This window comes from Kitasatospora sp. NPDC001309, assembly GCF_042896295.1.
Classification (GTDB): domain Bacteria; phylum Actinomycetota; class Actinomycetes; order Streptomycetales; family Streptomycetaceae; genus Kitasatospora.
Window position 1 is genome coordinate 158,790 of record NZ_JBIAXC010000007.1, and the last position, 13,661, is coordinate 172,450.

Genomic DNA, 13,661 nt, shown 5'->3' on the forward strand with positions numbered 1-13,661 from the left:
GCCTGAACGTGTGACACGGGCTCCGCGGACGCGCGCCGCGACCACCGGGCCTACCTCCACGCTGTCACGATGATGCGATCAGTGCACGATCGGCATCAGAGGGTGGCACATGCCCGGTACCGCAACAGGCTCTGCAGCAACGGCGGCCACGATGGCGGCCCGCACGCCGGCGTCGGTCGAGGAGGTGGCCGGACGGCTGCGGGAGATCGCGGCGGCCCTGCCCCTGGCGGACGGGGTGGCGGTGTTCAACCGCCTCTACCTCACCGTCACGGAGGCGGTCCGCGACCGGCTGGCGGACGGGTACTTCACCGACCCGCCCGCGGTGGCCGAGCTGGACGCGCTGTTCGCCGGGCGGTACCTGCTGGCCGTGGCCGCCGACGCGGCCGGGCAGGAGCCGCCCGCCTGCTGGCGGCCGCTGTTCGCGCTGCGCGCCCACCCGGGCGTGCACCCGCTGCAGTTCGCGCTGGCCGGGATGAACGCCCACATCCAGCACGACCTGCCGCTCGCGGTGGTGGAGCTGTGCCGCCGCCGGGACTGCGCACCGGCCAGGGTCGAGCAGGACTACCACCGGATCAACGGGGTGCTGGCCGAGGTGGAGGCGGTGGTCCGGGAGCAGCTGCTGCCCGGGTCCGAGCTGCCCGGGTGCACCGAACCGCTCACCCACCTGCTCGGCGCCTGGTCGGTCGAGGCCGCCCGGGAAGGGGCCTGGTCCGCCGTCCAGGCGCTCTGGGAACTGCGCGGGCTCCCGACCGCCGCCCAGGCCTTCGCCACCATGCTGGACGGCTCCGTCGGGCTGCTCGGCCACGCGCTGCTGCTCCCGCTGGTGCCGTACGGCGATTACGGCGACCACGGCGACCGCAGCGCCCACGACCGTGCCGGACGCACCGCGCTCGCAGCGGACGCCGAGCGGCACGAGGGCGGGGCGGGCCCCGGAACGGCCGCGGCCGCCCGGCTCCCCGAAGCGAGGAACCGGACGGCCGACGGTACGGACGCGGACGGGCCCAACCGGCTCGGCGAACCCGCCGGGCCGATCAGCCCAGCGGGCGCCGCAGGCTGACCAGGCCGGGCAGCCGGGCGAGACCGGGCAGCCGGATCAGGCCCAGCTGGAGTGCAGCGGCTTGCCCTCGGCGTAGCCGGCCGCGCTCTGGATGCCCACGATCGCCTTCTCGTGGAACTCCTCCAGGGTGTTGGCGCCCGCGTAGGTGCAGGAGCTGCGCACGCCGGCCACGATCGAGTCGATCAGGTCCTCGACGCCCGGGCGGGCCGGGTCGAGGAACATCCGGGAGTGCGAGATGCCCTCCTCGAACAGCGCCTTGCGGGCCCGGTCGTAGGAGGAGTCCTGGGCGGTGCGGTTGCTGACCGCGCGGGCCGAGGCCATGCCGAAGCTCTCCTTGTACTGGCGGCCGTCGGCGGCGGTCTGGAGGTCGCCCGGGGACTCGTAGGTCCCGGCGAACCAGGAGCCGATCATCACGTTGGAGGCGCCGGCGGCCAGCGCCATGGCGACGTCGCGCGGGTGGCGCACACCGCCGTCGGCCCAGACGTGCTTGCCGAGCCGGCGGGCCTCGGCGGCGCACTCCAGGACGGCGGAGAACTGCGGCCGGCCGACGCCGGTCATCATCCGGGTGGTGCACATCGCGCCGGGGCCGACACCGACCTTGAGGATGTCCGCGCCCGCCTCGACCAGGTCGCGGACACCGGCGGCGGAGACCACGTTGCCGGCCACGATCGGGATCTGCGGGTCCAGGCCGCGCACGGCGCGCAGCGCGCTGATCATGCTCTCCTGGTGGCCGTGCGCGGTGTCGACGACGAGCACGTCGGCGCCGGCGTCGATGAGCGCCTTGGCCTTGCCCGCGACGTCGCCGTTGATGCCGACGGTGGCGGCGATCCGCAGCTTGCCGTTCGCGTCGACGGCCGGGGTGTACAGGGTGGCGCGCAGCGCGTTCCTGCGGGTCAGCAGGCCGACCAGCTTGCCCTCGCCGTCGACGACGGGGGCGAGCTTGCGGTGCGCCTCGGTGAGCTTGTCGAAGGCGGTGCGCGGGTCGAGGCCCTCGTCGAGCAGCAGCAGGTCGCGGGACATCACGTCGGCGAGGCTGGTGAAGCGGTCGACGCCCTGGCAGTCGGAGTCGGTGACCACGCCGACCGGCTTGCCGTCCTCGACCACCACGAGGGCGCCGTGGGCGCGCTTGGGCAGCAGCGAGAGGGCCTCGGCGACGGTGGCGCCGGGCGCGAGGGTGATCGCGGTGTCGACCACCAGGTGGCGCTGCTTGACCCAGGAGATGACCTCGGCGATGACCTCGGTGGGGATGTCCTGGGGGATGGCGACCAGGCCGCCGCGGCGGGCGACGGTCTCGGCCATCCGGCGGCCGGCGATGGCGGTCATGTTGGCGACGACCAGCGGGATGGTGGTGCCGGTGCCGTCGTTCGAGGAGAGGTCGACGGCCTGCCGGGAGCCCACGGAGGAACGGCTGGGGACCATGAAGACGTCGTCGTACGTCAGGTCGTACGAGGGCTTGAGGTCGTTCAGGAAGCGCATGAAGGGGGCTCTCCGGCTGGGGGAAGGTACACCTCGGGTGCGGTTGCGGCGATGCCGCCGGGGCGCACTCGGGCGCCCGGCACCCAGCATTCGATTCTCCGTGAGGGTGGGGACAAAAGCCAGTTCGACCACCATTGCTGGGTGTGCACACAAAGCATGATCAATGCTCCGCGCGTAGACATGTGCGATCCTCCAAAGCCCGGCGGGGCCGGGCTCCCGCTTCCGGCTTTCGCCCCGGCCGGGGCCACTCCCGTAGCATTCAGGCGGTAACGGCGGGGCGATCGGGAAAGCAGCGGGCGTGAGCATCGAGCAGATGGACATCGAGCAGGGTCAAGGCGAGGAGGAGATCGACTACGGTCCGGGCCTCGCCCCGGAGCGGCTGCGGCTCTGCCTGGAGGTGCTCGCCGAGCTCGACGAGCTGCACGTCGACCACCCGGACGCGATCACCGTGCGCCAGGCCGTCGGCGGCATATTCCGGACGCTCAAGCAGCGCCGCCGCCAGGAGACCCGGGCCCGCAAGACGGCCAACGACCGCGAGGTCACCGCCCGCACCGCCACCGGTGCGCCGACCCGGATCGACGACGAGACGGCCGGCGCCTTCGGCCTGACCACCGTCACCACGACCGAGATCGCCGGCATCCTGGAGCGCCCGCGCTCCTGCTACACCTGCAAGACCCGGTACGTCGAGGTCGACGCGTTCTACCACAACCTGTGCCAGAAGTGCGCCCTCCTGAACCGGTCCCGCCGGGACGCCCGGGCCGACCTCACCGGCAAGCGCGCGCTGCTCACCGGCGGCCGGGCCAAGATCGGGATGTACATCGCGCTGATGCTGCTGCGCGACGGCGCCCACACCACCATCACCACCCGCTTCCCCAACGACGCGATCCGCCGCTTCACGGCGATGCCGGACAGCGCCGACTGGATCCACCGGCTCAAGATCATCGGCATCGACCTGCGCGACCCCGCCCAGGTGATGGCCCTGGCCGACGAGGTCGCCGCCGACGGCCCGCTGGACATCCTGATCAACAACGCCGCGCAGACCGTCCGCCGCCCGCCGGAGTCCTACCGCGAGCTGGTCAACGCCGAGTCCGCGCCGCTGCCCGCCGGCGCACTGCCGCAGGCCACCACGATCGGCCGCTTCAACAGCGGCAGCGTCGACCTGCCCGCCCTCCCCCAGCAGGCGGGCGGCGGCGAGCAGCGGCTGGCCGCCGAGGACGTCACCTCGCTCGCGCTGGTCACCGGCTCCGCCACCCCGGCCCGGATCGAGGCCGGAACGGCGATCGACGCCGGCGGCCTGGTGCCCGACCTCGCGCCCACCAACAGCTGGGTGCAGACCGTCAGCGAGGTGGGCCCGGTCGAGCTGCTGGAGGTCCAGCTCTGCAACTCCACCGCGCCGTTCATCCTGATCAGCCGACTGCGCCCGGCGATGGCCGCCTCCGCGTCCCGCCGCAAGTACGTGGTCAACGTCTCCGCCATGGAGGGCGTGTTCCAGCGCGGCTACAAGGGCGCCGGCCACCCGCACACCAACATGGCCAAGGCCGCGCTGAACATGCTGACCCGCACCAGCGCCCAGGAGATGTTCGAGTCCGACGGCATCCTGATGACCGCCGTCGACACCGGCTGGATCACCGACGAGCGGCCGCACCCGGACAAGATGCGCCTCGCGGACGAGGGCTTCCACGCCCCGCTCGACCTGGTCGACGGCGCGGCCCGGGTGTACGACCCGATCGTGCGCGGCGAGGCCGGCGAGGACCTGTACGGCTGCTTCCTCAAGGACTACGAGCGCGGCAACTGGTAGGCCCCGCACGGGTGGGCACCACGACGGCAGGCCCGACATCGGCAGGCCCGACATCGGCAGGCACCACGAGGGAGGACGCGAGTTGACCACCGCACCCACCGGACCCGTCGTACCCACCGGACCCGTCGCACCGATGCTGGGCGCCGGGGTCATCGTGCCCACCGGCGACGGCCGGGTGCTGATCGGCCGCCGCACCACGGCCGGTGAGCCGCCGACCTGGAGCCTGCCCGGCGGCAAGGTCGACCCGGGCGAGTCCTTCGAGCGGACCGCGGCCCGCGAACTGGCCGAGGAGACCGGGATCGTGCTGCCGGCCGAGCACATGCGGGTGCTCGCCGTGCACCTGGACCACGAGCTCGGCCGGCCCCGGCTGACCGCCGCCGTGCTGGCGCCGCCGAGCCTGGCCGAGGCCGTGGTCACCGAGCCGCACGCGTGCGCCGGGTGGGAGCGCTTCCCGGTGGACGCGCTGCCGGAGCCGATGTTCTACCCGTCCGCGCTGGTGCTCGGCAGCTGGCTGCCGCGGTACGCCCCGGCGGTGCGGGCCGCGACGCACGGCTACCCCGTCGCCCGCTGAGAGCGCGGACGACGGGGCAACCGGGCAGAAGGGCCACCGGCGGGATGGTCAACTCGCCGACGGCGCTCAGCCGTTGCGGGCGGCCTCCGGTCCGGTGATCCGCCGCAGCAGCGGCAGGGTCGAGGCGATGATGCCCAGCGAGGCGGCCAGGCCGAAGCCGGTCAGTCCGTAGTACGTCAGGCCCGGCGAGACCAGGGCGTAGTCCATCTGGGACTTGAGGAACATCGCCGCCGCCGCGAAGCCCGTCCCGATCGCGAGCGCCGAGACCACCAGCAGCGGCAGCGCGCTCTCCAGTCCGACCACCCGGCGCAGCAGCCGCAGCGGCGCGCCGCTCAGCCGGAGCATCGCGAACGGCCTTCTGCGGTCGGACAGTCCGGCGACCACGCTCACCGCGAGGCTGCACCCGGCGACCGGCAGGGTGGTCAGCAGCACCACGTTCGCCAGCTGCCGCCAGCCCTGGAGCTTCTTCTGCCCTTCGGCGGAGAAGTCGTCGGCCATCCTGGTCACGTACGCCGGGAACGCCTCGGTGAACAGGGTCCGCAGCTGCTCCTTGGCCGCCGGGGAGTCGTCGGTGGTCGCGTAGACGATGAACACCGGGAGGGCGGCGGCCTCCTCGGCGGAGAGCGGCGCCGCCGGCCACTCCTTCTCCGGGTGCGCCTGGAGGTCCAGGACGCCGTTCCGGTCGACGGCCGCGACCACGGCCCCGGGGGCGCAGTGGCCGACGGCGGGGATCTGCGCCAGTTCCGAGCAGCGGACCAGGACGGGCACGATCCGTTCCCGGCCGTACTGCGACGCTCCGATCCCGGCGGGGTTGTCGTGCAGCAGTGCCATCCCCTCGAAGCCCGGGACGGCCCGGGCCCGCGCGAGCACCCCGTCGGGCACCGAGGGGAGCGCGGCGGATCGCTCCGGGCCGAGCAGCGGGGTGGCCACGACCGCCTTGCGGACCTCGGGAGCGCCGTCGAGCGAGCCCCGGTTCACGTTGATGGTGCTCATGATGCCCAGGGTCGCGGTGGTCACGAACAGCGCCAGCACCAGGCCGGCGACCGAGCGGAAGCCCGCCCTCGGGTCGTCCGACAGACGGCGCATCGCGATCAGCGAGGCGGGCCGACCCGTCCGCCGGGCCACCGCCCGGGCGGTCGCCATGGTGAGCCAGGGACCGGCGATCACCAGGCCGAGCATGACCAGGACGAAGCCGCTCAGGTACGCCAGCGACTGGCCGTCGGTGGTCTTCGGATGGTCGCCGACGAAGTACCCCAGCTCGGCGAGACCGGCCACCAGCGGTGCCAGCCGCCAAGGGCTCGGCGGCTTCGGGGTGACCCGGCGGGAGACCCCGAGCGGCGAGACGGTGACCCGGCGCAGGGCGAACCGGGCGGCGAGCGCGGCCGCCAGCGGCACACCCACCGCCGCACCGACGGCCTGCGGCAGGCTCAGGGAGAGATCGGCGGCGAAGAACCGGTCACCGGTGAACGGCACGTCGGCCACCAGCGGCTTCAACGCGAAGTACAGGCCGAAGCCGAGCACCGTACCGGCCGCCGCCGCCACCGCGGACTCCACCGCCGAGATCACCGACACCTGGCCCGGCGTGGCCCCCACCAGCCGCATCGCGGCGTAGCGCTGCTCCCGGGTGGCGGCGGACAGCCGGGTGGCGGTACCGATGAAGATCAGCACCGGGAAGATCAGCGCGGCGGCCACCACGGTGAGCACCAGGACGAGTGCGTCGCCGTGCACGCCCGCGCCGTAGCAGTCGTACTCGCAGTCGGTGGGCAGTGTGGTGGCGATGCTGGTGACGGTGGTGGCCCGGGGCATCGCCCGGACCTCGTCGGCGGTGCGGCCGATGACCACCGCGAGGGTGTCCGGGGAGGGCAGCGCGTCCTCGCCGAGGGTGCCGACCTGGCGGCCCGGGAAGCGGTCGCCCAGTTCGACGGCCGGGGTCTCGCGCAGCAGCTTCGCGAGCGCCGGGGAGGCGTAGTACTCGCCCGGCGCGGGAAGCCGGCTCAGTCCGGGCACCAGCGGCGGGTGGGGACCGGTCGGGGCGAGTTCGGCCCGGAAGACGCTCGCCCCCCGGTAGTAGTCCATCCGCGCGTGCCACCAGAGCGGGTCCGCCGGGGCCGCCGCGGTCGCCCCCTTGGCACCCGTGTTCATCCAGGTCTGCCGGGCGTTGGTGCGGTCGATCGCGTTGATGCTGGAGAGCACCGACAGCAGCAGCCCGACCCCGATCGCCACCGCCGCCGCGATCATCAGCAGCCGGGCCACGGCCTCCCGGCCGCCGCTGACGGCCAGTCGGAGCGCGAAGCGGATCACGGGGCCACCGGCCCGGCGGAGAGCGTACGGGCCTGGCCGTCGCGGACGATCGCCTCGCGGTCGGCGTAGGCGGCGACCCGCGGTTCGTGGGTGACCAGGATGACGGTGGTGCCCTGCTCGCGGGCCGCGCCGACCATCAGTTCCATCACCTGCTCGCCGGTCAGCGAGTCCAGCGCGCCGGTCGGCTCGTCGGCGAACAGCACCCGCGGTCGGGCCACCAACCCCCGGGCCAGCGCCGCGCGTTGGGCCTGGCCGCCGGAGAGCTCACCGGAGCGGCGCTGCTCCAGGCCGTCCAGGCCGAGCCGGGCGAACCAGGGGCGGGCCTGGGCCAGCGCCGCGCCCCGGCGGACGCCGTTCAGCAGCAGCGGCAGGGCCACGTTCTCCTCGGCCGTCAACTCCGGTACCAGCTGGCCGAACTGGAAGACGAAGCCGAAGGTGTCGCGGCGCAGGGCACTGCGCTGTGCCTCGTTCATGCGGTCCAGGCGCTGCCCCTCGAACAGCACCTCGCCGGCGTCGGGCACCAGGATGCCGGCCAGGCAGTGGAGTAACGTCGACTTGCCCGAGCCGCTGGGGCCCATGACGGCGAGCACCTCGCCGGCCCCGACGGACAGGCTCGCCCCGCGCAGGGCGGGCGTCTCACCGAAGGCGAGGGCGAGGTCGCGGGCCTCGATGACCGCGGTCATCCGCGCACCTCCGCGGCGAGCGCGTCCAGCCGGGCGGCGGTGAGGTCGATCCAGCGCAGGTCGGCCTCCAGGTGGAACAGGCCGTGGTCGGCGAGCAGGGCGTCCACCAGGGCGCCGGTGCGGCGCAGTTCGGTGAGTTCGCGCATCCGGCGCAGGTGGGCGCTGCGCTGGGTGTCCAGGTACAGCTCGGCGTCGCGGCCGAGCAGCAGGGCCAGCACCACCTTGGTGAACAGCACGGACTGCAGGGTGGGTTCGGGGGCGACCGGCTCCTGGAGCCAGGTCTCGAACTCGGTCGCCCCGGTCTCGGTGATGACGTAGCGCTTGCGCTCGGGCCCGTCGCCCGGCTCGGCCTCACCGGCCATCACCTTGCCGTCGCGGGCCAGTCGGCCGAGGGTCGCGTAGACCTGGCCGTACGGGAGGGGCTTGCCCCGGCCGAAGAAGGAGTCGTAGTCGCGCTTGAGGTCGTAGCCGTGGCTCGGCTCCCGCTCCAGCAGGCCGAGGAGGGTCAAAGGAACACTCATGCGGAGGACCATACACCCCGGATATACACCGAGTGTATATCCGGCGAGAACAAGCCGCTGACCTGGTGGAACGTCAACTCCTCGACAGGGGCGGGCAGGAGGCGGCCCCACGACCGCCCCCTGCGCCGCACCACGGCCCGGCACCCCCACGGTCACCGGACCGGGGCCGCACCCAGGCACGGAGGGCGCGGCCGGACTCCAGCCTGCCCGGCCCGGCGGTCGCTGCCGAGGGCCGAACGTCCCGGGTGGACCGGGCCCGGCCAGGGCGAATCGGGTCGAACCGGGACGGCCGGCACCAGGAGCGAACCCCGGTCTTGTGCGAGGGGGGCGGTCGGGTGGAGATTGGGTAACGAAACCCCGTACGCGCCCGCGTCCTTGAGGAGATCCCGCGTGTCCAGCACACCCCGCCCGGCCAGGTCGGCGTCGCTCCCGCAGCGAACCGGCCGTCAGCTGCGGCGGGCCTTCGGTGCCCGGCACGAACCGTTGGCCCGCCCGCTCGACCGGTCCCGCGCCCGCGCCTGGCTGCTCACCGTCGTCGGCGGGCTGCTGGCCACCGCCCTCTCCGTCGGCGGCGCACTGCTGCTCTTCCGCGCCACCGCCCCGCAGGCCGACACCGACCTGACCCGGCTGCACCGGATCGACGCCGTGGTGACCGCCGAACCCAACCACGGCACGGCTCCCACCAGCCGGTTCTCCGGCGGCTACGGCAACCGGATCGAGGTCGAGGCCGCCTGGACCTACCCCGGGGCCACCCCGCACACCGGCACCGTCGAGGCCTCCGGCCCACCCACCGTCGGCGGCGTCGTCCAGGTCTGGGTCGATCCGGCCGGCAACGCCACCGATCCGCCGCTCGACCGCACCGCCCTCGCCGTCTCCGCGGCCTGCACCGGCGCCGGTGCACTGCTCGCCCTGTCCGCCCTGATCGCCTTCGCGCTGCGGCTGCGCCTGAGCGCGCTCAACCGCCGGGCCGAGACCGGCTGGACCGCCGAGTGGGCCCGGCTGGAGCCGCTCTGGAGCGGCCGCGCCGGGCACCGCCGGGAGGAGTGAAAGGGGCCCGGCCTCGAACGCGACCGTCCGTCTGTCTGTCCGTCTGTCCGTCCGTCTGTCCGTCCGCCCGGGGAGGTGGGCAGCAGGAGCCGGACGGGAACGGCCGGACCGGTCCGGCGGCAGGCAGACCGGCGGAGCTGCCGCGGCCTCAGCGGCGCGCCGTCCAGGCCGGGGCCGGGACGGGCCCGGCGGCGTGGTGGGTGAGGGCGGCGACCGCGACCAGCAGGGCGAGCGCCAGGCCCAGGGCGACCGGGACGGCGGCGTGCAGGACCAGGACGGCGCCGAGGAGGGCGCCGGCGAACATCCACACCGTCGAGGCGAGCCGGCGCGGGCCGGTGCGGTCCGCGGCGAGGGCGGTGATGGTCATGGTGAGCACGGTGGTGGTGAGGTCGGGGACCTTGAGCGAGCGGACCACCGCGTTCTGGCCGCCCATGGCGAGGGCGAGCAGCCCGATCAGGGTGTAACGGGCGGGCTCGGAGCCGTGGCCGAGCACGGCCGCCAGGACGGTGCTCGTGGCGACGAGCACCGCCTGGCCGGCGACGGCGGCGGTCAGCAGGTGCCCCCGGTGGCCGGGCAGGCGGCGGGCCAGGTGGCCGCCCGCCAGGGCGCCGAGCACGAAGGCGGCCAGGGCGGCCAGCGAGGCGGTGGCGGACAGGCCGGGGGCGCCGGCCAGGGCGAAGCCGAGGAACACCACGTTGCCGGTCATGTTGGCGACGAAGACGTGTCCGAGCTCCAGGTAGCTGACCGCGTCCACCACCCCGGTCACGAGGGTCAGCACCAGCAGCATCGGCACCAACGGCCCGTGCTCGGGGTCGGCTCTCAGCATCGGACGGCCTCCGGAGGGTACGCGTGACGGTCCCTCCGTTCTACTACCTCGGCTCCCCCGGCGTGCTCAGGCGTGCTCAGGCGAGCGCGGGGCTGCCCGGTTCGTCCGACTCGTCGTCCAGGTGCCAGTGCAGGTCCCGGACGCCCGGCTCCAGCGAGAGCCGGCTGACGACCTGCTCCAGCGCCGGGGCCACCTGGCCCGTGATCGCCACGGTGGCCCGCAGGCTGGTGGCGTCGCCCTGCTCGGTGCGGCGGGCGCGCAGGCCGGTCGGGGCCAGGCCGGAGGCGGTCAGGGCCTGGAGCAGCAGGGCCCGGATGTGGGTCTCGGACTTGCGGTCGCACTCCACGTGGACGGTGGCCCGGGTGGTGGAGTCCGGGTCGCTGCCGGACTGCGGGGACCGGTCGAGCAGTCGGCCGGCCGGGCGCAGCACCAGGTGGACGGCGAGCACCGCGAAGGTGCCGAGCGCGGCCAGCTCCAGCTTGCCGGAGGCCGCCAGCACCCCGACCGCGGCCGAACACCACAGCGTGGCGGCGGTGTTGAGGCCGCGGACGCCGGCCCCGTCGCGCAGGATCACGCCACCGCCGAGGAAGCCGATACCGGAGACCACGTAGGAGGCGACCCGGGTGGGGCTGCCGGTGTCGCCGACTGCCTCGCTGTACAGGACGAACAGGGTGGCACCGGCGGCGACCAGGGCGTTGGTCCGCAGGCCGGCCATCCGGGCCCGCCACTGGCGCTCGATGCCGATCAGCGCGCCGCAGGCGACGCCGGTGGCGAGCCGGACCAGGAACTCGACGGTGGTCAGGGTGTGCACGACGGCACCTCCTCCAGAGGATTCACGGGGAAACGGGGCAACACGGGTAGTACGGGCCGTACGGAGCACACGGGGAACACGGGGAACACGGGCAACGCGGGCCGGGGGATCGCGGGCAAAGGAACGGACGGGTGGCGAGCCGCTGCCCGCCACCCGTCCGTACGGGCTCCGCTCGGCGGCTCAGTGGTTGAGCGCGGTCTGGACGACCTTGATGATGACCATGACCATCGCGATCAGCAGGTAGGCGCGCAGGGCGCCCATGCCGACCTTGCGGGCGGTGGACATCACCGGCCGGCCCAGGGTCTCCAGCGGGGGCATCCGCCAGTCCTCCCGGCCGGTGCGGTCGATCGGGTCCTCCTTGGTGCCGGTGCGACCGGCCGTGAAGAAGTAGCCCGCGACCAGGACCCCGATCACGCCGCAGCCGCCCATGATCCACAGGATCGCGTCCGAGCTGATGTCCGGCCAGACCACCGAGGCGGTCAGGATCAGCGAGAGCATCACCAGCACGCCGACCACCGTGGAGGTGAAGGCGTTGGTCCGGGGCCCGTTGGCCCAGGGGCCGAGCACGGCCCTGTCGTTGCAGAGCAGCAGCAGGAAGACGGTGGCGGAGGGCAGCAGCACCCCGGCCAGCACCTGGACGAACTGGGTGATCAGGCCCTGGGTGTAGCCGTTGGACAGCAGGGTGATCGTCGCGGCGACGGCCACCAGTCCGGCGTACACGGCGTAGAAGCCCTTGGCGCCCTTGACCCCGCGGTGCAGCGAGTGCTTGATGCCGAAGACGTCGCCGATGGCGTAGGCGGTGGAGAGCGAGACGGCGAAGGCGCCGATGATCGAGGCGTCCAGCAGGGCGATGGCGAACAGCACGCCCGCCAGGTGGCCGGCCTTGTCCTCGATGCCCTTGGCGACGGCGGCCGTGTCGGAGAACTGGCCGAAGCCGTCGGTGCCCGCGAACGCCGCCGCCGTGAGGCCGATCAGCGCGGCCGCGCCGATGATCACGATCGCGATGCCGATCCACAGGTCGACCTTCTCGTACTTCATGAAACGCGGGGTGATCCGCTTGTCGATGACGTACGACTGCTGGAAGAACAGCTGCCAGGGGGCGACGGTGGTGCCGACGATCGAGATGATGACCATCATGACGGCCGCGAGCTGGCCGGCGCCGCCGGGCATCTGCGGCGTCACGAAGTCGTGGGCCATCTGCGAGGTCTTCGGGTGGACCATGAAGTAGATCGGCACCAGCAGCAGCGAGCCGACGCAGAGCGTGATGGCGACCCGCTCGAAGCGCTGGAAGGAGCCGGTGAAGGCCGAGGCGATGATGATCGCCGCCGCCAGCACCACGGAGAGGACCTTGGGCAGGCCCAGGTACCCGGCCGCCATGGTGACGCCGATGAACTCGGTGACCAGGGTGAGGGCGTTGAGCAGGAAGAGGTCGATGACGCTGAACGCGCCCCAGAACTTGCCGAAGCGCTCCAGGATCAGCCGGGCGTGGCCGACACCGGTGACCGCGCCCAGGCGCAGCACCATCTCCTGGTTGACGTACAGCACCGGGACGAGCAGGAGCAGCGTCCACAGCAGCTGGGTGCCGTAGTTCTGGCCGGCCTGGCCGTAGGTGGAGAAGGCGCCGGCGTCGTTGTCGCCGACCATCACGATCAGGCCGGGGCCGACGATCGCCAGCAGGGTCTTGAGCCGGGCGGAGAGTCCGTGGCGGGGGGTGGTGTCGTCGAGCCGGATGGTGCCGAGCGCACCCTTGATGTCGCCGACATGGGCGTCGTCCAGGACGGCGGACCTGGCGGCGGCGGTCGCAGCGAGGGCGGCGGGAGCGGCGGGGACCGTGGGGATCTTCGGGTCCAGCATCACGTTGGTCATGGCGGGGCCTCCCTCCCCCTACCTTGAGGGGGCGTCAGGGGGCACGCAGCGGCGGACCTCCCTGCGGGCGCACGGCATCCACGCCGTACGGCGACGCTGAGCGGCGGCGGCCGTGCGGGCACGATGATGCTGACGACGCGTCAATCGGCTTGCGTCCGGGCATGGTTGAGCGCAGGACGAAGCTTCGGGTGAACGCGCAGGGAAGGTTGTTACCGCGTGCCGGAGGTGTTCGAGAGCATGCGGGGGCAGGGGCTACTGTGGCCCGGACTATCGCAGTCCATGTCTCTCGCCTCCTCCCGGTCGGGGGCGCACCGTCTGTGCGCCGCATCACGACACGGCAAGGAGCACACCGGTCTTCGAGGACCGGTACACCCCAACTCGTCAGAGCTTTGGCACTCCACGGCGTGTCCAGCCGGATCGGCCGGAAGCCACTTGGGGTCAACCCTTAACTCGGGAAGACCTGTCCTGAACCTGGGCGTCTCTCGACGTCGTCGGGTCAGTGGCCTGTGTCCGTGAAGACGCCTCACCGAACGAGGTGCCTTTTCAAACCTCCCAAAGCATAGACCCGGCGCGGCGACCCCGAGTCACCTTTTCGGCCGATCTTCGACAGCTTTGTAGAACCTTGACCAAATCCGCCGCGACTTGCTCTTCCTCCACCGGCATATATAGTTCACCGACATATGCAGCTGAACAGCTCACGAGGG

General features: G+C 73.1%; 11 protein-coding genes and 1 riboswitch. Of the genes, 4 read left to right on the forward strand and 7 right to left on the reverse strand.

The genetic code is table 11. From position 1 onward, the window contains the following. Nucleotides 1-151: 151 nt before the first annotated feature. Complete coding sequence (locus tag ACFY2K_RS10000; protein ID WP_387710578.1) at nt 152-1,057, forward strand: DUF5995 family protein; 906 nt, start codon at nt 152-154, stop codon at nt 1,055-1,057. A 36-nt stretch (nt 1,058-1,093) separates the two neighbouring features. Here the strand turns inward: ACFY2K_RS10000 and ACFY2K_RS10005 are convergent, their stop codons facing one another. Next, a complete protein-coding gene (locus ACFY2K_RS10005) occupies nt 1,094-2,533 on the reverse strand; it encodes a GuaB1 family IMP dehydrogenase-related protein (RefSeq protein ID WP_380521440.1) in 1,440 nt (479 codons plus the stop codon). 313 nt (nt 2,534-2,846) lie between these two features. On the opposite strand from ACFY2K_RS10005, the gene ACFY2K_RS10010 reads away from it, so the two are divergent. Then, on the forward strand, nt 2,847-4,331 hold the full coding sequence (locus ACFY2K_RS10010; RefSeq protein ID WP_375884028.1) for an SDR family NAD(P)-dependent oxidoreductase: 1,485 nt from the start codon (nt 2,847-2,849) through the stop codon (nt 4,329-4,331). A gap of 82 nt (nt 4,332-4,413) precedes the next feature. Beyond that, nucleotides 4,414-4,902 carry an NUDIX hydrolase gene (locus tag ACFY2K_RS10015; protein ID WP_375883855.1) on the forward strand — a complete coding sequence of 163 codons (489 nt, stop codon included), beginning with the start codon at nt 4,414-4,416 and terminating at the stop codon, nt 4,900-4,902. A 66-nt stretch (nt 4,903-4,968) separates the two neighbouring features. Here ACFY2K_RS10015 and ACFY2K_RS10020 read toward each other — a convergent pair whose 3' ends face one another. The 3 genes from ACFY2K_RS10020 to ACFY2K_RS10030 are packed head-to-tail and all read right to left on the reverse strand — an operon-like array spanning nt 4,969 to nt 8,407. After that, on the reverse strand, nt 4,969-7,203 hold the full coding sequence (locus tag ACFY2K_RS10020) for an FtsX-like permease family protein (protein WP_387710580.1): 2,235 nt from the start codon (nt 7,201-7,203) through the stop codon (nt 4,969-4,971). After that, nucleotides 7,200-7,886, reverse strand: coding sequence for an ABC transporter ATP-binding protein (locus tag ACFY2K_RS10025; protein ID WP_387710582.1), 687 nt, complete (start codon nt 7,884-7,886; stop codon nt 7,200-7,202). The genes ACFY2K_RS10020 and ACFY2K_RS10025 overlap by 4 nt, the downstream gene beginning before the upstream one ends. Next, entirely contained in the window at nt 7,883-8,407 is a 525-nt protein-coding gene (locus tag ACFY2K_RS10030) for a helix-turn-helix transcriptional regulator (protein WP_375883847.1), read from the reverse strand. Before ACFY2K_RS10030 ends, ACFY2K_RS10025 begins: the two co-directional genes overlap by 4 nt. A gap of 390 nt (nt 8,408-8,797) precedes the next feature. Between ACFY2K_RS10030 and ACFY2K_RS10035 the strand changes: the two genes are divergently transcribed. Then, nucleotides 8,798-9,454, forward strand: a complete 657-nt coding sequence (locus tag ACFY2K_RS10035) for a hypothetical protein (protein WP_387710585.1) — start codon at nt 8,798-8,800, stop codon at nt 9,452-9,454. 148 nt (nt 9,455-9,602) lie between these two features. On the opposite strand, the gene ACFY2K_RS10040 is transcribed toward ACFY2K_RS10035, so the two are convergent. From ACFY2K_RS10040 to ACFY2K_RS10050, 3 genes are all read right to left on the reverse strand, one after another. Further along, nucleotides 9,603-10,280, reverse strand: a complete 678-nt coding sequence (locus ACFY2K_RS10040) for a YoaK family protein (RefSeq protein WP_380639227.1) — start codon at nt 10,278-10,280, stop codon at nt 9,603-9,605. A gap of 76 nt (nt 10,281-10,356) precedes the next feature. Next, entirely contained in the window at nt 10,357-11,091 is a 735-nt protein-coding gene (locus ACFY2K_RS10045) for an MgtC/SapB family protein (RefSeq protein WP_375883840.1), read from the reverse strand. Between the two features lie 180 nt (nt 11,092-11,271). Continuing rightward, a complete protein-coding gene (locus ACFY2K_RS10050; protein ID WP_387710587.1) occupies nt 11,272-12,957 on the reverse strand; it encodes an NRAMP family divalent metal transporter in 1,686 nt (561 codons plus the stop codon). A 365-nt stretch (nt 12,958-13,322) separates the two neighbouring features. After that, nucleotides 13,323-13,499: riboswitch (M-box (ykoK) riboswitch) on the reverse strand. Between the last annotated feature and the right edge of the window lie 162 nt (nt 13,500-13,661).